Here is a 23,365-nt window from a genome sequence, read left to right on the forward strand (position 1 = left end):
TCAGTTCGCCGCCTTCCGCGCGTAGCCGGCGTAGATCACCGACGTGTCCTTGTGAACGCCGAGCTGGAACTGCCGCCCCAGCTCGCCGTAGCTGATCTCGCCCCGGGCGCGCCGGCGCATCGCCTTGAACAGCTCCAACTGCGGCCGGGTGGAGGCGAATCCGACGAGGTCCTGGTTGTCCAGGCCGTGCTTGCGGAAGACGGCGTGCAGCTCGGCCGGCTTGATGAAGCTGGCCCAGTCGTGCAGGTCCTTGGGCGCGAAGCTGACGGACTTCCAGTCCTGCGCCATCTTGATCATCGCGAGCTTGGACCGGAAGGTCCGGTTGATCGTGTCGTACAGGTAGTGGCCGCCGGGCTTGAGCACCCGGACGGCCTCGGAGACCGACTGGTCCACCGAGGTGACGTGCTCCAGCGTGTCGCAGCAGTAGACGAAGTCGAACGTGGCGTCCGGGAACGGCAGGTGCTCGGCGACGCCCTGCTGGTACTCGATCTCCAGGCCGGACTCGCGGGCGTGCTCGCCGGCCGCCGCCAGGGACGGGCCGGACGGGTCCATGCCGGTGACCCGGCAGCCGGCCTTGGCGAAGTGCTCGGCGAGCAGACCGCCGCCGCACCCCACGTCGAGCACCTTGAGGCCCTTGAGATCCAGCCGCAGCCGGCTGGTCAGCACGTCGTGGAAGTAGTCGAACCGGGCGGGGGTGAACGCCTCCAGCGTGGCGAACGGCTGGTCGTCGTCCCACCAGGAGTGGGTGTTGTAGACGTCGTTGTCGACGGGCATGGCGGGCTCCTCAGGAGGTCTTGACGGTCGGGCGGTAGAGGTCGAGCCAGACGGCCAGGTCGAGGACGCGTTCGAACGCCTCCCGCTCGTCCCGGTCGACGGCCTCCGGCGGTGCGCCGACGGCCCCGGCGAGCGCGGCGCGGTCGAAGAGCTCCACCGCCGGGTGGTCCCCGGACAGCAGCTCGCCCACCTGGCGCTGCAACGCGCCGACGTAGGCGAGCTGCTGGGTGTGCGGGTAGAGCGCCTTGCGCCGCTCCACCACCGAGTTCGGCAGGATGTCCCGCACCGCGGCGCGCAGCAGGCTCTTCTCCCGGCCGTCGAAGGTCTTCATCGCCCAGGGCGTGTTGTACACGTACTCGACCAGGCGGTGGTCGCAGAACGGCACCCGCACCTCCAGGCCGACCGCCATGCTCATCCGGTCCTTGCGGTCCAGCAGCAGGCCCAGCAGGCTGGTCAGGTGCACGTGGCAGAACTCGCGCATCCGCCGCTCGTGCGCGTCCTCGCCCGGCACCACCGGTATCGCGGCCACCGACTCGGTCCAGCGCTGCGCCCAGTAGCCGGGGACGTCGAGCGTCTTCAGCAGCAGCTCGGGGTCGATCAGCTTGGTGGGGTGCTTGCGCGGGCCGAGACCGGAGGCGGTCACCCACGGGAACATCGGGACCTCCTGCACGGGCGGCAGGTGGAACCACGGGTAGCCGCCGAAGATCTCGTCGGACGACTCGCCGGAGAGCGCGACCGTCGAGTGCTCGCGGATCGCCTTGAACAGCAGGTACAGCGAGTTGTCCGCCTCGCCGAAGCCGAACGGAAGGTCCCGGGCGGTCACCGTCGCCCGGCGCACCGCCGGGTCGGCCAGGGCCTGGTGGTCGAGCCGGATGTCGTGGTGCAGCGTGCCGACGTGCTCGACCACCTCGCGGGCGAACGGGGCGTCCTGCGAGCCGCGCAGGTCGTCCGGCCGGAACGCGTCCGGCTGCTCGAAGTCGACGGTGAAGGTGCGCACCCGCTCGCCCTCGGCGGCCAGCCGGCGGCCGGCCAGGGCGGTCAGGGCGCTGGAGTCGAGGCCGCCGGAGAGCAGCACGCACTGCGGCACGTCGGCCACCAGTTGCCGGGCCACACTGTCCTCCAGCAGCTCGCGGACGTGGCGGACGGTGGTCTCGGTGTCGTCGCGGTGCTCGGCCGCCTCCAGCCGCCAGTACACGTGCTCGCGCAGCCCGGAGCGGTCGAAGGTGACCATGGTGCCCGGCTTCACCTCGTGCATGCCCGACCAGACCGCGCGGCCGGGGGCCTTGACGAAGCCGAACATCTCGCGCAGGCCGTCGGCGTCCACCACCGGGTCCACCGACGGGTGGGCGAGCAGGGTCTTGGCCTCCGACCCGAACAGCACGCCGTCCGCGGTGGGGAAGTAGTAGAGCGGCTTGATGCCCAGGCGGTCGCGCAGCAGCACCAGCTTCTCCACGCGGCCGTCCCAAATGCCCAGCGCGTACATGCCGTTGAGCCGGTCGGCGACTCCCTGCCCCCACTCCAGGTAGCCGCGGAGCACCACCTCGGTGTCGCTGGAGGTGCGGAACTCGTGCCCCCGGCGGCGGAGTTCGTCCCGCAGTTCGGTGAAGTTGTACGCCTCGCCGCTGTACGTCATCACCACCGGGCCGTCCGGCGTCTCGACCACCATCGGCTGCACGCCGCCCGTGAGGTCGATGATGGAGAGCCGGCGGTGGCCCAGCGCGGCGTGGCGGGACAGCCAGGTGCCGCCGGCGTCCGGACCGCGGCAGATCATGGTGTCGGTCATCGCGCTCAGGGCGGGGAGTTCACGTTCGAGGTCGAGCTGGAAGGAGATCCAGCCGGCGATCCCGCACATACGGGTCTTCTTTCGTTCGGGGGTTCGGCGGTCCGGGGGTTCCGGGCTTCTCGGGGTTCTGTGGTGCCGGAGGCAGGAGCGGAGGGATCAGTCGCGTGCGGACCGGGGCAGCCCGGCCATGTAGGCGGGCAGGCCGTCGATGTGCGAGCGGCCGGTGGGGGCGAAGAAGAAGCGGTCCAGCGGGCCCTGCAGGAACGACCACGGGCGGTTCAGCTCGGCCGCCCAGCGCCAGCTGAACCGGGCGCCGGTCCCGGTCGGCTCGACCACGTAGTCCTCCACCAGGTGGCGGAAGATCGGGCGGGTCCCCTCGGTCGCGGTGAAGGTCTTGCGGGTGCCCTCCTCCCAGCGGTAGAAGCGCTCGCGCAGGACGAGGTCGCTCTCCATCTCGATCTCCCGGGTGGTGCCGACGCCGAACGGCCGGGGCGACGTCCAGGTGAGCCGGCGCATCCCCTTCGTCCAGCTGGACACGCCGTCGCCGGTGAGGGCCGCCCAGGTCTCCTCCGCGGAGAACGGCACCTCGACGGAACGGGCGTGGTACAGCGGGGCCGTGGCGAAGAGCGAGTCGTCGGCCTCCTCGATCGGATACCAGCGTGTGGCCATGGCGTCGGGTCCTTTCCGGAACGGTTCTGGGTGGTGCGGGGGTGGGGCGGGAGAGCGGGTGGGCGTCAGGCCTTGCGGGCCCGGAAGAGGCCGACGGAGCCGCGGACGATCAGGTCGAAGTCGTCGAAGTTCTGCTTGAGCTGGTCGCGCAGGTCCTCCAGGTCGTCCTGGGCGTTGTGGAAGACGCCCTTCTTGTTGAGGTCGTTCATCAGCCAGCGGCCGGCGCCGGTGACCGGGACGCCCAGGGAGAGGATCGTGCTGCCGAACACCGTGCCGCCGGGCTTGACCGCCGCCGCCGCGTGCCGGATGGCCACGCCCTTCTCGCGCAGGCTGCCGGGGATGCAGTGCAGCAGGAAGCTGAGGGCGGCCGAGTCCTGGCTCTCCGCGGCCACCGGCAGCGGCTCCAGGGCGTTGGCGACCACCTTGGTGGTCCGGAAGTGCGCGAGCCGCTCCGCGGTGAAGTCGAGCGTGGCGGGGTTGAGGTCGGCCAGCGTGATGTGCGGGTTCGAGACCGGGAACCTGGTGTGCGACACCAGGTAGCCGGTGCCGACGCCGATCTCCAGGTGCTTCGCGCCGACGCAGGTGTTGTACATCTGGAGGAAGTTCCTCGGCGAGCAGCGCCAGAACAGCGGGGCGCTGCCGCGGAACACCAGCAGGTCGTAGAAGTGCAGGGCACGGCGGTGGTAGGCGGCCTGGCCGTCCAGGACGGCCTGGTCCAGGGAGTCGGGCTTCGGGTCGTGGTCGGTGCTCATGGTCTGCTCACCCTCGGTCGGGAACGGATAGGCGGTGCGGTCTGGCTCGGTGCGGTGCGGTGTCGAGCGGTGTGGTGCGGAGCGGTGCGGGGCGGGGCGGCCGGGGCGGTCAGGCGGCCGACCCGGCGAGGTGGTCGAGGACGGCCCGCATGGTGGCGGGTCCGTGCTCGCCGGTCATGGTGAAGTGGTCGCCCGGCACCTCGGCCTCGGTGTGCGGCACCGGCCAGGAGGCCTGCCAGCCGTCGGCCGGGAACCCGGGCAGCGGCCGGGCCGCGCGGAGCTGGAGCGTCGGGGCGGCGAGCGGCTCCGGCTCCCAGGAGTCGAAGAGCCGGGCGTAGCCACCCGTCGCGGTGAGGCAGGCGTCGTCCAGCAGCTGTTCCGGTGCGAGGCGGCCGTCCGCCAGCTGACGGGCGATCTCCGCCTGGATGCGGGGGAGCGTCGCACTGCCGGGCCGGTAGCTGTCCAGCAGGACGAGCGCCGCGGGGGAGGTGCCGAGCTTCTCCAGGTGGGCCGCCACCGCGTGCGCGATCCAGCCGCCGGCGGAGTGGCCCAGGAGCGCGAACGGCTGCCCGGCGGCCAGCCGTTCGACGTCCTCGGCGTGCAGGCGTACCAGCGCGTCGAGGTCGGCGGGCAGTGGTTCGCCGGCGACGAAGCCGGGGGCGGGCAGCGCCCACAGCTCGTGGCCGCCGCGGGCGGCAGCGGCCAGCCGGGCGTACTGGTGGGCGCCGGACCGGGTGGCGAAGGACGGGAAGCAGAAGAACCGCGGGGCCGCCGGGCCGTGGGCGAGACGGACCGGAGCCGGGCGGGCGGCGGGGCCCGGCGGGGTGTCGAAGGTCTCCCTGAACCGGGAGACGGCCGTGAGGAGTTCGCCGAACTCGGCGAACCGGCCGAGTTCGGCGGCGCGCGGCGCCAGCGAGGCCAGCAGGCCGTCGGCCGGGGTGCCCGGCGAGGTGGGGGCGGCGTCCAGCTCGGCCCGCAGCCGGGCGGTGAGCGCGTCGACCGTGGGGTGCTCGAAGACCGCGGTGGGGGGCAGGGTGAGACCGGTGGCGGCCAGCAGTGCGGCACTCAGTTCGGTGGCGGCCAGCGAGTCGAACCCCAGCTCCGGCAGGCTCAGGTCGGTCTCCAGTTCGTCGGCAGAGCTGTGACCGAGCGCGGCGGCGACCTGGCCGGCGACCAACTCCCGCAGGGCGGAGTCGCGTTCGGCCGGTCCGAGGGCCGCGAGCCGCTCCCGCAGCCGGGCGGGGGCGTCCTCGTCGGCCGGTCGGACGGCGGCCGGGGCGGTGCCGGGCTGCTCCGGCCCGGCCGCCGGGGCGGCGGCGTCGGGCCAGAAGCGCCGGTGCTGGAACGCGTAGGTGGGCAGGGCGACGGTGCCCGCGCCGGCGTGGCCGAGCACGGCCTCCCAGTCGACCGGGACCCCGCGGACGTGGGCGTGGGCGAGCGCCGTCAGCGCGCTCTCCGACTCCGGTCGGCCGCGCCGCAGCAGCGGCACCGCCGCCGGGGCGGGCTCCCGGTCGGCCAGCGCCTCCCGGGCCAGGGCGGACAGCACGCCGCCGGGGCCGAGTTCGAGGAAGGTGGTCACCCCGTCCGCCGCCATCCGGCGCACGCCGTCGTGGAACCGCACCGTCTCCCGGATGTGCCGCACCCAGTACTCCGGCCTGCCCACCTGCTCGGCGGTGGCGCGCTCGCCGGTCAGGTTGGACAGCAGCCGGATCCGCGGCGGACGGTACGTCAGCTCGCCCGCCACCTCGTGGAAGCGTGCCAGCACACCGTCCATCAGCGGCGAGTGGAACGCCCGGGTGACCCGCAGCCGCTTGGTCCGGCGGCCGCGTTCGGCGAGCACGGCCGCGACCTCGTCGACGGCCTCGGCCAGCCCGGACAGCACGACGGCGCGCGGCCCGTTGACGGCGGCGAGGCCGAGCCGGTCCTCCCGGCCCGCCAGCAGCGGCAGCACCTCGTCCTCGGCCGCCTCCACGGCCACCATCGCGCCCCCGGTCGGGGTGGCCTGCATCAGCCGGCCGCGAGCCGCGACCAGCCGGCAGGCGTCCTGCGGAGTCAGCACGCCGGCCGCGCAGGCCGCCGCCAGTTCGCCGATCGAGTGGCCGCCGACGTAGTCGGGCGTCACGCCCCAGGATTCGAGCAGGCGGAACGCCGCCAGACCGACGGCGAAGAGCCCGGCCTGGGTGAACACCGTCTCGTCCAGCAGGGCCGCCGCGGGGCTGCCCTCGGGGGCGAACAGGACGTCGCGCAGCGCGGGGCGCCCGGGCTCGGCGAGCTGGTGGTCGAGCAACTCGCACACCTCGTCCAGGGCCCGGGCGAAGACGGGGTGCGCCGCGTGCAGGCCGCGGCCCATGCCGGGCACCTGACTGCCCTGGCCGGGGAAGAGGAAGCCGACCCGGCCGGCCGCCGCCGTGCCCCGGACCAGCCCCGGCGCCGTCGTTCCGGCCGCGAGTGCGGGCAGGCCGGCGGCCAGCTCGCCGAGGTCGCGGCCGAGCAGGACGGCGCGGCGCGGCAGGGCCGACCGGGTGAGCGCCAGTGCGCGGCCGACGGCGGCGGGATCGAGGCCGGGCACGTCGTCGAGGTGTGCGCGCAGGCGCTCCGCCTGGCCGCGCAACGCGGCCTCGCCACGGGCCGAGACCGGCCAGAGGACGAGCGGCCGGTGCTCGGCCGTCGGGGCCTGGGCCGGGGGCTCGGGCGCCGGCGGGGCGACCGGGGCGGTGTCGTCGCCGACGGCCGTCAGGCGTGGGCCGGCGGGCTCCGCCGGGGCCTGTTCGAGGACGACGTGGGCGTTGGTGCCGCTGATGCCGAAGGCGGAGACGCCGGCGCGGCGGGGGCGGCCGTGCTCCGGCCAGGCCACCGACTCGGTGAGCAGGGCGATCGCTCCCGAGCCCCAGTCCACGTGCGGGGTGGGGACGTCGGTGTGCAGCGTGGGCGGCAGGACGCCGTGCTCCATCGCCATCACCATCTTGATCACGCCGGCCATTCCGGCGGCGGCCGCGGTGTGGCCGATGTTCGACTTCACCGAGCCCAGCCTGAGCGGCCGTTCGGCCGGCCGGTCCCGCCCGTACGTCGCGAGCAGCGCCTCGGCCTCGATCGGGTCCCCGAGCGGCGTTCCCGTCCCGTGTGCCTCGACCGCGTCCACCTCGTTCGCGGTCAGCCGGGCGTTGGCCAGCGCCTGCCGGATGACCCGCTGTTGGGACGGCCCGTTCGGCGCGGACAGCCCGTTGCTGGCGCCGTCCTGGTTGGTGGCCGAGCCGCGGACCACGGCGAGCACCGGGTGCCCGTTGCGGCGGGCGTCGGACAGCCGCTCCAGCAGCAGCACGCCCGCCCCCTCGCCCCAGGCGGTGCCGTCGGCGGCGGCGGCGAAGGGCTTGCAGCGCCCGTCCGGGGCCAGGCCCCGCTGCCGGCTGAAGCCGATGAACGCCTGCGGGGTGGACAGCACGGTGACGGCGCCCGCGAGGGCGAGCGTGCTCTCGCCCGAGCGCAGCGACTGGCAGGCCAGGTGGAGGGCGACCAGCGAGGACGAGCAGGCGGTGTCCACCGTGACGGCCGGGCCCTCCAAGCCGTACGTGTAGGCGAGCCGGCCGGAGATGACGCTGGCCGCGTTGCCGGTCAGCAGGTAGCCCTCCAGGCCCTCCGCCGAGCCCTGCGCCAGCAGGTGGTAGTCCTGGCCACTGCTGCCGGCGAACACGCCGGTGCGGCTGCCGCGCAGGCTGTCCGCGGTGATGCCGGCCCGTTCGAAGGCCTCCCAGGAGGTCTCCAGCAGCAGCCGCTGCTGCGGGTCCATGGCGAGCGCCTCGCGCGGGCCGATGCCGAAGAACGCCGCGTCGAAGCCGTCCGCGTCGTGCAGGAAGCCGCCCTCGCGGGTGTAGGAGCGGCCAGGGCGGTCCGGGTCGGGGTCGTAGAGGTTGTCGAGGTCCCAGCCCCGGTTCACGGGGAACGGCGTGATCGCGTCCCGGCCGTCCGCGACCAGTCCCCAGAGCTCTTCGGGGCTGCGGACCTCGCCGGGGAACCGGCAGGCCATGGCGACGATGGCGATCGGGTCGTCGTCGCCGACGGCCGATGCCGGCACGGGTGCCGCGTCGGCGGGTTCGGCGGTGGTGCCGGCGGTGGTGTCGAGCAGCCGACCGCGCAGGTGGTGGCTCAGAGCCTCGGGGGTCGGGTGGTCGAAGGCGACGGCGGCCGGGAGCCGCAGGCCGGTGGCGGCGTTCAGCCGGTTGCGCAGTTCCACGGCGGTGAGCGAGACGAAGCCCAGCTCGTGGAAGGAGCGCCCGGGCGCGATCGGATCGTCGAGGCCCAGGACGGCCGTCGCGTGGGACCGCACCAGGTCGAACAGCAGCTGCTCGCGGTCGGGTTCGGACAGTCCGTCGAGCCGCCGCCGCAGTTCGGCGCCCGCCGACGCCGCGGCGCGGTCGTCTGGCTCGGTGACCGGGGTGCCGGTGCCCGTGGTGTCCACCCAGTAGCGGCGCCGCCGGAAGGGGTAGGTGGGGAGGTCGGGGTGGTGGCCGGGGTGGACGAGCGGGGTCCAGTCGACGGTGGTGCCGTGGGTGTGGAGGTGGGCGGCGGAGGTGAGCAGTCGGGTCCAGTGGCCTTCGTCGCGGCGGAGGGTGCCGGTGATGATCGCGGGTGTCTCGTCGAGCGTCGCTTCGATGGCGGGGGTGAGGACGGGGTGGGGGCTGGTTTCGATGAAGGTGGTGTGGCCGGTGGTGGCGAGTTGGGTGACGGCTTGTTGGAAGAGGACGGGTTGGCGGAGGTTGGTGTACCAGTAGTGGGCGTCGAGGGTGGTGGTGTCGGTGATCTCGGCGGTGACGGCCGACAGGAAGGGGATGGTGCTCGGCCCGGGCTTGATGTCGGCGAGGTCGGTGAGGAGTTGGTCGCGGAGGGTCTCGACCTGGGGGGAGTGGGAGGCGTAGTCGACGGGGATGGTGCGGGCGCGTGCGCCGCCTGCGGTGGCCTGTTCGACAACGGCGTGGACGGCGGCGACGGTGCCGGCGATGACGGTGTGGCCGGGGCCGTTGATCGCGGCGATGCTCACCTCACCCCGGTGCGGCGTCAGGAGGGTTTCGACCTGCGAGGCGGGGAGGGCGATGCTGGCCATGGTGCCGGTACCGGCCAGGGTGGTGATGGCCTTGGCGCGGAGGGCGACGATGCGGGCGGCGTCCTCCAGGGTGAGGGCGCCGGCGATGTGGGCGGCGGCGATCTCGCCCTGGGAGTGGCCGAGGACGGCGTCGGGGCGGACACCGAGGGACTGCCAGAGGCGGGCGAGGGAGACCATGACGGCGAACAGGGCGGGCTGGACGACGTCCACACGACTGAGGTCGTTCTGGCCGCGCAGGACGTCGAGCAGGTTCCAGTCGGTGTGGGGGGCGAGGGCTTGGGCGCAGGCTTCGATGTGGGTGCGGAACACGTCGGAGGTGTCGAGGAGTTCGGCGCCCATGCCGATCCACTGGGAGCCTTGTCCGGGGAAGACGAAGACGGTGCGACCGGCGTGCTCGGTGCTGTCGGTCGCCGTGTTCTCGTCGGCCAGGGTGGTGAGGTGGGTGAGGAGTTCGGCGTGGGTGCGGCCGAGGGCGACGGCGCGGTGGTCGAGGGCGGCGCGTCCGGTGAACAGGGTGTGTCCGACGGCGCGCAGGTCGGTGTCGGGGTGGTCGCGCAGGAAGCCGGCGAGCTGTGCGGCGTGTGCGTGCAGGCCCGGTTCGTCGCGGGCGGAGAGCAGCCACGGCACCACGGGGGAGGGCGATTCGGCGGTGACGGCCTCGTCCCCGGCCGCCGGGGCCTCCTCCAGGATGACGTGCGCGTTCGTCCCGCTCGCGCCGAACGCCGACACCCCGGCGCGTCGGGTGCGCTCGCCGGCCGGCCACTCCCGGTTCTCGGTGAGCAGTTCGACCGCGCCGGCGGTCCAGTCCACGTGCGGCGTCGGTTCGTCGACGTGCAGCGTGCGGGGCAGTACGCCGTGCCGCATCGCCATCACCATCTTGATCACGCCGGCCACGCCGGCCGCCGCCTGGGTGTGGCCGATGTTGGACTTCACCGAGCCGAGCCACAACGGCTGTTCGGTCGTCCGCTCCTGGCCGTAGGTGGCCAGCAGGGCCTGGGCCTCGATCGGGTCGCCCAGGGTGGTGCCGGTGCCGTGCGCCTCCACCGCGTCGATGTCCGCCGCCGAGAGCAGGGCGTTGTCGAGCGCGGTACGGATGACGCGCTGCTGCGACGGCCCGTTGGGAGCCGTGAGCCCGTTGGAGGCGCCGTCCTGGTTGACGGCCGAGCCGCGGACCAGCGCGAGCACCCGGTGCCCGTGGCGTCGCGCGTCCGAGAGCCGCTCCAGCAGCAGCACGCCGGCGCCCTCGCCCCAGCCGGTGCCGTCCGCGGCCGCGCCGAAGGCCTTGCACCGCCCGTCCGGGGCCAACCCGCGCTGGCGGCTGAACTCGACGAACATGCCCGGTGAGGCCATCACCGCCGCGCCGCCCGCGAGCGCCGTGGCGCACTCCCCGCGGCGCAGCGACTGGCAGGCCAGGTGCAGGGCCACCAGCGAGGACGAGCACGCCGTGTCCACGGTGATCGCCGGGCCCTCTAGCCCGAACACGTAGGAGAGCCGGCCCGAGATGACGCTCGCCGCGCCACCGGAGAGCAGGTACCCCTCCAGGCTCTCGGTGGCCCGCTGGGCGAGCGCCGCGTAGTCGACCTGTCCGGCGCCCATGAAGACGCCGGTGCTGCTCCCGCGCAGGGTGGCCGGGTCGATGCCGGCCCGTTCGAAGGCCTCCCAGGAGGTCTCCAGCAGCAGCCGCTGCTGCGGGTCCATCGCCAGTGCCTCGCGCGGCCCGATCCCGAAGAACCCGGCGTCGAACCGGTCCGCGCCCGCCACGAAGCCGCCCTCGCGGGCGTAGGTGTGGCCGGTGCGGTCCGGATCGGGGTCGTACAGCGCCTCGACGTCCCAGCCGCGGTCGGTGGGGAACGGGGTGACGGCGTCCCGCCCGTCCGCGACCAGCTGCCACAGCCGCTCCGCCGAATCGGCGCCGCCGGGGAAGCGGCAGGCCATGCCGACGACCGCGATCGGCTCGCCCGTGACGGACTCCATCTCCTGGACCCGCCGGCGGGTCTCCTGAAGATCGGCGGTCACCTTCTTGAGGAAGTAGCGGAGCTTGTCCTCGGTCTCGCTGGCCACAGTGGCGCAACCCCTTCGGATCGGACAGGAACAGGACGGACGTGCCGGCGCGGCCGCCGGCGGGCGGGTCAGGAGATGCCGAGCTCGTTGGTGATGAAGTCGAAGACCTCGTCGTCGCCGGCCGAGTCCAACTCCATTTCGGCCGAGGGTGATTCGCCGGTCGTCGGGCCGTGCTGGTCGCTCCACCGGGCGGCCAGCACCCGCAGCCGGCCGGCGATCCTCGCCCGGTCCGGGTGGTCGGCGCCGATCCCGCCGAGGACGGCGTCCAGGCGGTCGAGCTCCGCCAGCACGGGCGCGGCCGACGGCGCCCCCGCGTGCGGGAGTGCCGTGTCGAGGTGGCGGGCCAGCTCGGCCGCCGTCGGATGGTCGAACACCAGCGTCGCGGACAGCCGCAGCCCGGTGGCGGCGGTCAGGCGGTTGCGCAGCTCGACCGCGGTGAGCGAGTCGAAGCCGAGGTCGCCGAACGCCCGGTCCGCGCCCACCGAGGCCGCGTTGGGGTGGCCGAGGACGACGGCCATCTGCTCGCGCACCAGGGCGAGCAGCGCGCGCTCGCGGTCGTCCCCGGACAGCCCGGCCAACCGCCGCTGCAGGTTCTCGGCCGCCCCCGCGTCCGGCCGGCGGGCGGGCCCGGCGGCCGGACCGGCCAGTCCGCGCAGCAACGGCGGGAGGTCGGCGCCGGCCCGGCGCAGCGCGGCGATGTCCAGCCGGACCGGCAGCACCGTCGGGTCGGCTCCGGCGATCGCCGTGTCGAACAGGGCCAGGCCGTCCGCCGGGGTGAGCGACCGGACGCCCGAGCGCCGCATCCGGCCGAGCGTCGCCTCGTCGAGCGCGCCCGCCATGCCGGCCTGCTGCTCCCACAGGCCCCAGGCCAGCGACCGGCCGGGCAGGCCCTGTGCGGCGCGGTGCTGGGCGAGCGCGTCGAGGAAGGCGTTGGCGGCGGTGTAGCCGCCCTGGCCGGCACCCCCGAGGGTGGCCGTCGCGGAGGAGAACAGCACGAACGCGGCGAGCCCGGCGTCGCGGGTGAGCTCGTGCAGGTGCCAGGCGGCGTCCGCCTTGGGGCGGAGCGCGGCGTCGAACCGCTCCTCGTCGAGCGAGGCCAGCGCACCGTCCACCGCCACGCCGGCGGCGTGGACGACGGTGGTGAGCGGGTGTGCGGCGGGGATGCCGGCGAGGGCCTTCGCGAGGTCGTCGCGGTCGGCGGTGTCGCAGGCGGTGACCGTCACCCGGGCTCCGAGGGCGGTGAGTTCGGCGGTGAGTTCGGTGGCGCCGGGGGCCTCGGGGCCGCGTCGGCCGAGCAGTAGCAGGTGTCGCGCGCCGTGCTCGGTGACCAGGTGCCGGGCCACCAGGGCGCCGAGCGCGCCGGTGCCGCCGGTGATCAGCACCGTGCCGTCGGGGTCCGGGGTGACGGCCGGGGTGACGGCCGGGGCGGGTGTCGCGGGGCGGGCCCGGACCAGGCGGGGGGCGAGCACGGCGCCCGCGCGCAGGGCGAGTTGGGGCTCGCCGCCCGAGGCCGCCCGGCGGAGGGCCGCCGCGGTGCCCGCGCCGCCGTCGAGGTCGAGCAGGACGAAGCGGTCCGGGTGTTCGGCCTGGGCGGCCCGGGCCAGGCCCCAGAGCGGCGCGTGGGCGAGGTTCGGCACGTCCTCGTCGCGGCCTGCGGCCACCGCGCCGCGGGTCACCAGGACCAGGCGGGAGCCGGCGAAGCGGTCGTTCGCGGCCCAGGCCGTCAGCGCCGACCACGCCCGGTGCACGGCCGCGCGGACCGCGACCGGGAGGTCGCCCGTGGTGGCCGGGAGGGGCAGGAAGACCGCGTCCGGCACGGGCAGGCCGGCGGTGACGGCCTCACCGAGGGCCGCGAGGTCCGGGTACCGGTCGAAGCCGGCGGAGCCGTCGAGGCCCGGGTACCCGGAGCCGTCGCCGAGGACGGCCCACCGTCCGGCGTCCGGCCCGACGGCTTCGGCCGGGTCGGCCGCCGGGGCGGGCGACCACTCGACGCGGAACAGCGCGTCGGAGCGGCCGCTCCCGGCCGCCGCGCGCAGCTGCTCGACCGAGACCGGCCGGGCCCGCAGCGAGGCGACCGAGGCGACCGGCGCGCCGTTCCCGTCGGCGACCTCCAGGGACATCGCGTCCGGGCCGGCGGGGGCCAGCCGCAGCCGCAGGACGGCCGCGCCGGGGCGGTGCAGGCGCACGCCGTTCCAGGCGAAGGGCAGCAGCACCTCGCCCCCGGTGTTCCCGACCAGGCCCGCGTGCAGCGCGGCGTCGAGCAGCGCCGGGTGCACGCCGTAGTCGCCGGCCCGGGCCCGCTCCGGATCCGGCAGGGCGACCTCGCCGAATACCTCCGTGCCCGCCCGCCACATCGCCCGCAGGCCCCGGAACGACGGGCCGTACGCGAAGCCGTCACGGGCGACGGACGGGTAGAAGTCGTCGAGCTCCACCGGCTCGGCGCCCTCGGGCGGCCAGACCCCGGCCGGCTCCCAGCCGTCGGCGCCGTCGTCCGGGGTGCCACCGGTGGCGAGCGTGCCGCCGGCGTGCCTGGTCCAGGCCTCGTCGCCGTCCGGCCGCGAGTGGACGCCGATCGGCCGCCGGCCCGTCGCGTCGGCCTCGCCGACCACCAGCTGCACCTGCACCGCGCCGTCCTCGGGGAGGATCAGCGGGGCCTCCTGGTCCAGCTCCTCGACCGTCGTGCAGCCCGTCAGGCGCGCCGCGTGCAGCGCCAGCTCCAGGTAGGCGGTGCCGGGCACGACGACGGAGCCCAGCACGACGTGGTCGGCGAGCCAGCGGTGCGAGCGGGTCGACAGGCGCCCGGTGAGGATCAGCCCGCCGCCCTCGGCCGGGGTGACGACGGCGCCGAGCAGCGGGTGCCCGGCCGTGCTCAGGCCCAGGCCGGTCACCTCGGCGGGCGTGCCGCCGGGCACGGCGACGGAGTCCAGCCAGTACCGCTCGCCCTGGAACGCGTACGTCGGAAGGTCCACCCGGTGCGCGGCCGGCCCGGCGAGGGCGGTGAGGCAGGCCGGCCAGTCGACCGGGACGCCCCGCACGTGCGCGTGGGCGACGGCGGCCAGCACGGTGTCCGGCTCCGGGCGGCCCCGGCGCAGCAGCGGCACCGCCGCGATGTCCGCCGCCCGGTCGCCCGCGCTCTGCTGGGTCATGGCGGCCAGCACGCCGTCCGGGCCCAGTTCCAGGAAGGCCGTCACCCCCTGCCCGAGCAGGTGCTGGACGCCGTCGTGGAAGCGTACGGCCTCGCGCACGTGCCGCACCCAGTACTCGGCGGTGCCGAGCTGCCCGGCGGTGACCGGCCGGCCGGTCAGGTTGGAGATCACGGGGATGGTGGGCTCGTGCAGCGTGACCCCGTCGAGCACCTCGCGGAACCGGTCGAGCATCCCCTCCATCCGTGGGGAGTGGAAGGCGTGGCTGACGGTGAGCCGCTTCGTGCGGCGGCCCTCGGCGCTCAGCCGCCCGGCGATCTCCGCCACCGCCTCCTCGTCGCCGGAGAGCACCACGGACCGGGGCCCGTTCACGGCGGCGACGCCCACCTGGTCGGCGCGGTCCGCGAGCAGCGCGGCGACCTCCTCCTCCGTCGCCTCGACCGCCACCATCGCGCCGCCGGCCGGGAGCCGCTGCATCAGACGGCCGCGGGCGGCGACCACCGTCACCGCGTCCTCCAGCGAGAAGACCCCGGCCAGGTGGGCGGCCGCCAGCTCGCCGATCGAGTGTCCCAGCAGGAAGTCCGGCCGCAGGCCCCAGGATTCGGCCAGCCGGAACAGCGCCACCTCCAGGGCGAAGAGGGCGGCCTGGGCGAAGGCCGTGCCGTCCAGCCGGGCCGCCTCGGGCGACCCCTCCTCGGCGAGCAGGGCCGCGCGGACCGGCAGACCGCTCCGCTCCGTCAGCAGCGCGCAGACGCGGTCCAGCTCGTCGGCGAACACCGGGAAGCGGCGGTGCAGTTCGCGTCCGGCGCCGGCCCGCTGCGCTCCCTGGCCGGTGAACAGGAAGGCCAGCTTGCCGGTCCGGCCGGTGGCCGGGCCCCGCACGACCCGGGGCGCGGCCTCGCCGTGGCGCAGCGCGTCGAGCCCGGCGAGCAGGGCGGTGCGGTCGGTGCCGAGCACCACCGCGCGGTGGTCGAGGCCGGCCCGTGCGGTGGCCAGCGACCAGGCGACGTCCGCCGGCTCCCACCCGGGGTCGGCGGCGACGGCGTCGGCGAGCCGCCCGGCCTGGGCGCGCAGTGCCTCCGGCCCCCGGGCGGAGAGCAGCCACGGGGTGCCGCCGGGCGTCTCGCGCGGTGCCTCGGCGGCGGGCTCGGCGGGCGCCTCCTCGACGGGCTGCTCCAGGATCACGTGCGCGTTGGTGCCGCTGATCCCGAACGAGGAGACGGCGGCCCGCCGGGGCCGGCCGGTCACGGGCCAGTCGCGCCGCTCGGTGAGCAGTTCGACCGCGCCCCGGGACCAGTCGACCTGCGGCGTCGGTTCGTCGACGTGCAGGGTGGCCGGCAGGACGCCGTGCCGCATCGCCAGGACCGTCTTGATGATGCCGGCGACCCCCGCGGCGAGCTGGGTGTGGCCGATGTTGGACTTCACCGAGCCGAGCCAGAGCGGCTGTTCGGCGTTCCGCTGCTGTCCGTAGGTGGCCAGCAGGGCCTGGGCCTCGATCGGGTCGCCCAGCCGGGTGCCGGTGCCGTGCGCCTCCACCGCGTCGACGTCCGCCGGCGAGAGCCGGGCGTCGGCCAGCGCCGCCCGGATCACCCGCTGCTGGGCCGGGCCGCTCGGCGCGGTCAGGCCGTTGGAGGCGCCGTCCTGGTTGACGGCCGAGCCGCGGACCACGGCCAGCACCGGGTGGCCGAGGCGCCGGGCGTCGGAGAGCCGCTCGACCAGCAGCACGCCGACGCCCTCGCCCCAGGCGGTGCCGTCGGCGGCGCCGGCGAACGCCTTGCAGCGGCCGTCCGGGGCCAGGCCGCGCTGGCGGCTGAACTCGATGAACATGTGCGGCGCCGCCATCACCGCCGCCCCGCCGACCAGCGCCATCGAGCACTCGCCGTCGCGCAGGGCCCGGCTCGCCAGGTGCAGGGCGACCAGGGAGGAGGAGCAGGCGGTGTCGACCGTGACGGCCGGGCCCTCCAGCCCGAAGGTGTAGGACAGCCGGCCGGAGGCCACGCTGACGGTGGTGCCGGTCAGCAGGTAGCCCTCGGAGCCCTCGGCGTCGCGCGGGTCGGCGGCGTAGCCGAGCGGGGACGCGCCGACGAACACGCCGGTGCTGCTGCCGCGGACCGAGGAGGGGTCGATGCCGGCCCGTTCGAAGGCCTCCCAGGTGGTCTCCAGCAGCAGCCGCTGTTGCGGGTCCATCGCCAGCGCCTCGCGCGGGCTGATCCCGAAGAACGCGGCGTCGAACCGGTCCGCGTCCCGGACGAAGCAGCCCTGCCGGACGTAGCTCCGGCCGGTCCGGTCCGGGTCCGGGTCGTACAACTCCTCGGTGTCCCAGCCGCGTTCGGCAGGGAAGTCGGAGCGGGCGTCACGGCCGTCCGCGACCAGGCGCCACAGGTCCTCGGGGCTGCGGACATCGCCGGGGAACCGGCAGGCCATGCCGACGATCGCGACCGGCTCGTGCCGGGCCTCGGTCAGCCGGTGGTTCTGCTGCTGGAGCCGCTTGGTCTCCTTGAGGGAGATCCGGAGCGCTTCCAGCACCTTGTCCGGGGATGCAGCCTGTGATGCAGCCATCGTTGTTCTCCGCAGTCCGATCGCGATCAGAGGTCAGTGGTGCCGAAAGCCAGGCCGACCAGGTCGTCGGCGTCCATGGCGTCGATCTCGTCCAGCTCGTCGTCCAGCGCCTCGTCCGTCCCGGCCGGCGGCGCCTCGGGGGTGGTGCCGGCCAGGGCCAGCACCGCGTCGAGCAACCCGGCGGCGCGCAGCCGGGCCGGTGTGACGGTGGCCAGGAGCCGGCCCACCTCGTCGTCGGACACCGGCGGGCCGGCCGGTTCCGCCGGGGCCAGTTCGGTGTGCAGCCAGTCGGCCAGCTCGTCCGGCGTCGGGTGGTCGAAGACCAGCGTCGCCGGCAGCTTGAGCCCGGTGGCGGCGTTGAGCCGGTTGCGCAGTTCGACGGCGGTCAGCGAGTCGAAGCCGAGCTGCTTGAACGCCCGGTCCGGCCGGATCGCCTCGTCCGTGGCGTGGCCGAGCACGACGGCCGCGTTGGCGCGCACCAGCTCCAGCAGGGCCCGCGCGCGTTCGGCCGAGGGCAGCGCGGCCAGCCGCCGGGCCGGCGCGGAGTCCCCGCCGGCCGGTGCGGCCGACACCGCAGGGCGCCCCGGCCCGCCGACCAGCCGGCGCAGCAGCGGCGGCACCGAGCCGTTCCGGAAGGCCGCGCGGGCGGCCGCGACATCGAGCTTCATCGCCACCAGCAGCGCGTGGTCGGCGTGCAGGGCCGCGCTGAACATCGCCAGGCCCTCGGCGTCCGCGAGGGGGCTCACCCCGGAGCGGCGCAGCCTGGTCAGGTCGGCGGCCTCCAGGTGGCCGGTCATGCCGCTGGCCCGCTCCCACAGGCCCCAGGCGATCGACTGGCCGGGCAGCCCGGCCGCGCGGCGGTGCTGGGCGAGCGCGTCGAGGAAGGTGTTGGCCGCGGCGTAGTTGGCCTGGCCCGGGCCGCCCAGGACGGCGGCCGAGGAGGAGAACAGGACGAAGGCACCGAGGTCCGCGTCCCGGGTCAGTTCGTGCAGGTGCCAGGCGGCGTCCACCTTCGGGCGCAGGACGGCGGCCAGCTGCGCCGGGGTCAGCGAGTCGATCACCGCGTCGTCGAGCACGCCGGCGGCGTGGACGACGGTGGTGAGCGGGTGTGCGGCGGGGATGCCGGCGAGGGCCTTCGCGAGGTCGTCGCGGTCGGCGGTGTCGCAGGCGGTGACCGTCACCCGGGCTCCGAGGGCGGTGAGTTCGGCGGTGAGTTCGGCGGCGCCGGGGGCCTCGGGGCCGCGTCGGCCGAGCAGTAGCAGGTGTCGCGCGCCGTGCTCGGTGACCAGGTGCCGGGCCACCAGGGCGCCGAGCGCGCCGGTGCCGCCGGTGATCAGCACCGTGCCGTCGGGGTCCGGCCCGGCGGGCATGGTGAGCACCACCTTGCCGACGTGCCGGGCCTGGCTCATGAAGCGGAAGGCGTCCGTGGCCCGCCGCACGTCCCAGGTCCGCGCCGGGACGGGCCGGAGCGCGCCGCTCGCGAACAGCGGCATCAGCTCGGCCGTCATCCGGCCGATCCGGTCGTAGCCGGCCTCGATCAGGTCGAACCAGAGGTAGGAGGTGCCGGGGTGGGCGGCGGTGACCTCGGCCGCGTCGCGGATGTCGGTCTTCCCCATCTCCACGAACCGGCCGCCGTCCGTGACCAGGCGCAGCGAGGCGTCGACGAACTCGTTGGCGAGGGAGTTCAGGACGACGTCCACGCCCCGGCCGCCGGTGGCGTCCCGGACCTGCCGCTCGAAGTCCAGGCTCCGGGAGGAGGCGATCCGGTCCTCCGGGAGGCCCAGCGCGCGCAGGGTCTCCCACTTGGCCGGGCTCGCCGTGGTGAACACCTCGGCGCCCAGGTGCCGGGCCAGCTGGATCGCGGCCATGCCCACGCCGCCGGTCGCCGCGTGGATCAGCACCGACTCGCCGGGGGCGAGCCCGGCGAGGTCCACCAGGCCGTAGTACGCGGTGAGGAAGGCGATCGGCACCGAGGCGCCCTCGGTGTACGTCCACCCGGCGGGCAGCGGGACGAGCAACCGGTGGTCGACCACGGCGAACGGTCCGAACGAGCCGGGCACCATGCCCATCACCCGGTCGCCCGGGGCGAACCCGGTGACGTCCGGCGCGGCTTCCAGCACGACGCCGGCCGCCTCGCCGCCCATCACGTCCTGGTCGACCATGCCCAGGCCGAGCAGGACGTCGCGGAAGTTCATGCCGGCGGCACGCACGGCCATCCGGACCTGGCCGGGGCCGAGCGGAGCCGCGGCCGCCGGGTGCGGGAGCAGGGCGAGGTTCTCCAGGGTGCCCTTGGCGGTGGTGTCCAGGCGCCAGTGCGGCGTGTCCGCCGGGGGCTCCAGCAGCCGGCCGGTGGCCGCCCGGACCAGCCGGGGCGCCAGCAGCGCGCCGTCCCGTACGGCGAGTTGGGGCTCGTCACCGCCGACGGCCCGGTCCAGCGCCCCGGCGAGCACGGCCTGCGGGGCGGGGGTGCGGCCGTCCAGGTCGAGCAGGACGAAGCGGCCCGGGTGCTCGGTCTGGGCGGAGCGCAGCAGGCCCCAGAGCGGGGCGTGGACCAGGTCGTGCACGTGCTCGCCGGGGGCGGCGGCCACCGCGCCGCGGGTGAGCAGGACCAGTTGCGAGGCCGCGAAGCGGTCGTCGGCGAGCCACGCGCGGACGATCGCGAGCACGTACTCGGCGGCGGCCCGAACGGCGGCCGGCGTGTCGGGCGACGCGGGGCCGGCACAGGTGACCACGACCGCCTCGGGCACGGTCGCGCCGGCCGCGACGTCCTCGGCGAGGGCGGCCGGATCCGCGTACCCGCCGAGCCGGAGGGCGTCGGTGAGTCCGAGGCGGTCGGCCCCGAGCAGCACCCGGCGTCCGGCCGGTGCCCCGGGGGAGGCCGGCAGCTCCGCCCACTCCACCCGCAACAGCGGGTTCGCGCCGCCGTCGCGGGCCGCTCGCAGCTGCTCCCGGTCCACCGGACGGCTCGCCAGCGAGGCCACCCGGGCCACGGGGGCACCGGACGCGTCGGCCACCGCGAGCGCCAGCCCGTCGGGGCCGGTGGGTGTCAGCCGGACGCGCAGCTCGGTCGCGCCGGTGGCGTGGAGCGTGACGCCGTTCCACGAGAACGGGAGCCGTACCTCGCCGGGCGAGGCGGCGGCGGCCGCGTGCAGGGCGGCGTCGAGCAGGGCGGGATGCAGGCCGAAGCCGTCGTTGTGCCGCTCCGGCGGGAGCACGACCTCGGCGAGCAGGTCGTCGCCCTGCCGCCAGAGGGCCCGCAGGCCCTGGAACGCCGGACCGTAGCCGAGCCCGTCCTCGGCCAGGCGCGGGTAGAGGCCCGCCACGTCCACGGGGACGGCGCCGGCCGGCGGCCAGGGGGCGAGGTCCTGGGCGGGCCGTTCGGCGCCGGTCGCGAGGACGCCGGTCGCGTGGCGGGTCCAGGGGGCGTCCTGCCGCTCGGGCCGGGAGTGGATCGAGAAGGTCCGCCGGCCGTCGTCCTCCGGCGCACCGACGCGGACCTGGAGGCGGACGGCGTCGTCGGCCGGGAGCAGCAGCGGCGCCTCAAGGGTGAGTTCGTCGAGGACGTCGCACCCGGTGTGGTCGCCGGCGTGGAGGGCGAGTTCGACGAGGGCGGTGCCGGGGAGGAGGGGGGTGTCCCAGACGGCGTGGTCGGTGAGCCAGGGGTGGTCGGCGAGGCCGATTCGGCCGGTGAGGACGAGTTCGTCGCTGTCGGCGAGCGGGAGGGCGGCGCTGAGCAGGGGGTGGTCGGCGGTGGTGAGGCCGGTGGAGCGGAGGTCTCCGGTGGGGGCGGTGGTGTCGAGCCAGAAGCGTTCGCGTTGGAAGGGGTAGGTGGGGAGGTCGACGTGGGAGCCCTCGGCGGTGGGGAGGAGGGGGGTCCAGTCGACGGTGGTGCCGGTGGTGTGGGCCTCGGCGAGGGAGGTGAGCAGCCTCGTCCGGTCACCTTCGTTGCGGCGCAGCGTGCCGGTGACGACGACCGGTGTGCCGTCGAGGGTGTCCTGTACCGCGGGGGTGAGGACGGGGTGGGGGCTGGTTTCGATGAAGGTGGTGTGGCCGGTGGTGGCGAGTTGGGTGACGGCTTGTTGGAAGAGGACGGGTTGGCGGAGGTTGGTGTACCAGTAGTGGGCGTCGAGGGTGGTGGTGTCGGTGATCTCGGCGGTGACGGCCGACAGGAAGGGGATGGTGGCGGCCGTGGGCTTGATGTCGGCGAGGTCGGTGAGGAGTTGGTCGCGGAGGGTCTCGACCTGGGGGGAGTGGGAGGCGTAGTCGACGGGGATGGTGCGGGCGCGTGCGCCGTCTGTGGTGGCCTGTTCGACGACGGCGTGGACGGCGGCGACGGTGCCGGCGATGACGGTGTGGCCGGGGCCGTTGATCGCGGCGATGCTCACCTCACCGGCGTGCGGGGCGAGGAGGGTTTCGACCTCGGAGGCGGGCAGCGGGATGCTGGCCATGGTGCCGTGTCCGCTGAGGGCGAGGATGGCCTTGGCGCGGAGGGCGACGATGCGGGCGGCGTCGTCGAGGGTGAGGGCGCCGGCGATGTGGGCGGCGGCGATTTCGCCCTGGGAGTGGCCGAGGACGGCGTCGGGCTGGACGCCGAGGGACTGCCAGAGGCGGGCCAGCGACACCATGACGGCGAACAGGGCGGGTTGGACGATGTCGACGCGGGTGAGGTCGTCGTGGCCGCGCAGGACGTCGAGCAGGTTCCAGTCGGTGTGGGGGGCGAGGGCTTGGGCGCAGGCTTCGATGCGGGTGCGGAACACGTCGGAGGTGTCGAGGAGTTCGGCGCCCATGCCGATCCATTGGGAGCCTTGTCCGGGGAAGACGAAGACGGTGCGGCCGCCGGTGGTGGTGCTGTGGACGACGCCTGGCGCGGTGGTGTCCTCGGCGAGTGCGGTGAGCCCGTTCAGGAACTGCTCGCGGCTGTCGCCGATCACGACCGCGCGCTGTTCGAACACCGACCGTTCACGGGCCAAGGCCTTGGCGATGTCGGCCGGTTCCCATTCGGGGTGGGTGCGGATGGCCGCGTGTAGCTGTGCGGCCTGGGCGCGCAGGGCGTCGGGGGTGCGGGCGGAGAGTGTCCAGGGGAGCGCGCCGCCCGTTGTCTCGGGGTCGGTTGTCGGTTCGGTCTCGTGGGCGGGTGCCTGTTCGAGGATGATGTGGGCGTTCGTGCCGCTGACGCCGAAGGAGGAGACGGCGGCGCGTCGGGGCCTGCCGGTGGCGGGCCATTCGCGGGCTTGGGTGAGGAGTTCGACCGCGCCGGTGGTCCAGTCGACGTGGGTGGTGGGTTCGTCGATGTGGAGGGTGCGGGGCAGGATGCCGTGCCGCATGGCCAGCACCATCTTGATCACGCCGCCGACTCCGGCGGCGGCCTGGGTGTGGCCGATGTTGGATTTCAAGGAGCCGAGCCAGAGGGGTCGTTCGGCGGGGTGTGCCTGGCCGTAGGTGGCCAGTAGGGCCTGGGCCTCGATCGGGTCGCCCAGCTTGGTGCCGGTGCCGTGTGCCTCCACCGCGTCGATCAGGTCCGGTGAGAGCCGGGCGTCGGCCAGTGCCGCCCGGATCACCCGCTGCTGGGAGGGACCGTTCGGCGCGGACAGGCTGCTGCTCGCGCCGTCCTGGTTGATCGAGGACCCGCGCAGGACGGCGAGCACGCGGTGCCCCAGGCGCTCGGCCTCGGAGAGCCGCTCGACCAGGAGCATGCCCGCGCCCTCGCCCCAGGCGGTGCCGTCGGCCGCGGTGGCGAAGGACTTGCAGCGCCCGTCCGGGGCCAGCCCGCCCTGGCGGCTGAACTCGACGAAGGTGTCGGGGGTGGCCATCACGGTGACGCCGCCGGCCAGTGCCATCGCGCAGTCGCCGCGCCGGACGGCCTGGGCGGCGAGGTGCAGGGCGACCAGCGAGGAGGAGCAGGCCGTGTCCACCGTGACGGCCGGTCCCTCCAGGCCGAGGACGTAGGCGATCCGGCCGGACGCCACGCTGCCGGCCGTCCCGCTGCCCAGGAAACCGGCCACCGACTCGTCCACCGAGTTCAGCCGGGTGCCGTAGTCGTGGTACATCAGGCCGGTGAAGACGCCGACCCGGGTGCCGCGCACCGTCGCCGGGGGGATGCCGGCCCGCTCGAAGGCCTCCCACGCCGTCTCCAGCAGCAGCCGCTGCTGCGGGTCCATCGCCGGTGCCTCGCGCGGGCTGATGTCGAAGAACCCCGGGTCGAAGTCGGCCGCGTCGTCGAGGAAGCCGCCCTCGCACACGTAGGAGGTGCCGGGGCGCAGGCCGTCGGGGTCGTAGAAGTCCTCGACCCGCCAGCCGCGTTCGGCGGGCGGCGCGCCGACGGCGTCGCGTCCGGCGGCCACCAGGTCCCAGAGCTCGTCCGGCGTCCGCACCCCGCCCGGGTAGCGGCAGCTCATCCCGACGATCGCGATCGGGTCGCGGTCGGCGGCCTCCAGCTCGGCCACCCGGCGGCGCGCCTCGCCGAGCTCGGAGGCAGCCCACCGGAGGTGCTCGCGAAGCTTGTCTTCTTGTGCCACTTGAGCCTGCTCCT

At 75.2% G+C, this 23,365-nt stretch carries 6 protein-coding genes and 2 pseudogenes; all 8 read right to left on the reverse strand.

Annotation, left to right across the window (positions count from 1 at the left end):
• Positions 1-774, reverse strand: a complete 774-nt coding sequence (gene ubiG, locus ACIQTO_RS20325; protein WP_402389667.1) for a bifunctional 2-polyprenyl-6-hydroxyphenol methylase/3-demethylubiquinol 3-O-methyltransferase UbiG — start codon at positions 772-774, stop codon at positions 1-3.
• A 10-nt stretch (positions 775-784) separates the two neighbouring features.
• Positions 785-2,626, reverse strand: a complete 1,842-nt coding sequence (gene asnB / locus ACIQTO_RS20330) for an asparagine synthase (glutamine-hydrolyzing) (protein ID WP_402389670.1) — start codon at positions 2,624-2,626, stop codon at positions 785-787.
• Between the two features lie 87 nt (positions 2,627-2,713).
• A complete protein-coding gene (locus tag ACIQTO_RS20335; protein WP_402389673.1) occupies positions 2,714-3,226 on the reverse strand; it encodes an SRPBCC family protein in 513 nt (170 codons plus the stop codon).
• A gap of 65 nt (positions 3,227-3,291) precedes the next feature.
• The gene (locus ACIQTO_RS20340; protein ID WP_402389675.1) at positions 3,292-3,978 is read right to left on the reverse strand and encodes a class I SAM-dependent methyltransferase; all 687 of its coding nucleotides are present in this window, start codon (positions 3,976-3,978) and stop codon (positions 3,292-3,294) included.
• 151 nt (positions 3,979-4,129) lie between these two features.
• Positions 4,130-11,083, reverse strand: a pseudogene (locus ACIQTO_RS20345) (type I polyketide synthase); the annotation flags it as partial.
• 119 nt (positions 11,084-11,202) lie between these two features.
• Positions 11,203-16,836 carry a type I polyketide synthase gene (locus ACIQTO_RS20350; protein WP_402389678.1) on the reverse strand — a complete coding sequence of 1,878 codons (5,634 nt, stop codon included), beginning with the start codon at positions 16,834-16,836 and terminating at the stop codon, positions 11,203-11,205.
• Positions 16,837-16,862: 26 nt separating this feature from the next.
• Entirely contained in the window at positions 16,863-23,231 is a 6,369-nt protein-coding gene (locus ACIQTO_RS20355; protein ID WP_402389753.1) for a type I polyketide synthase, read from the reverse strand.
• Between the two features lie 69 nt (positions 23,232-23,300).
• Positions 23,301-23,351: pseudogene (locus ACIQTO_RS20360) on the reverse strand (hypothetical protein); the annotation flags it as partial.
• Between the last annotated feature and the right edge of the window lie 14 nt (positions 23,352-23,365).

Origin of the sequence: Kitasatospora sp. NPDC091207 (assembly GCF_044768625.1) — a bacterium.
Lineage (GTDB): Bacteria > Actinomycetota > Actinomycetes > Streptomycetales > Streptomycetaceae > Kitasatospora.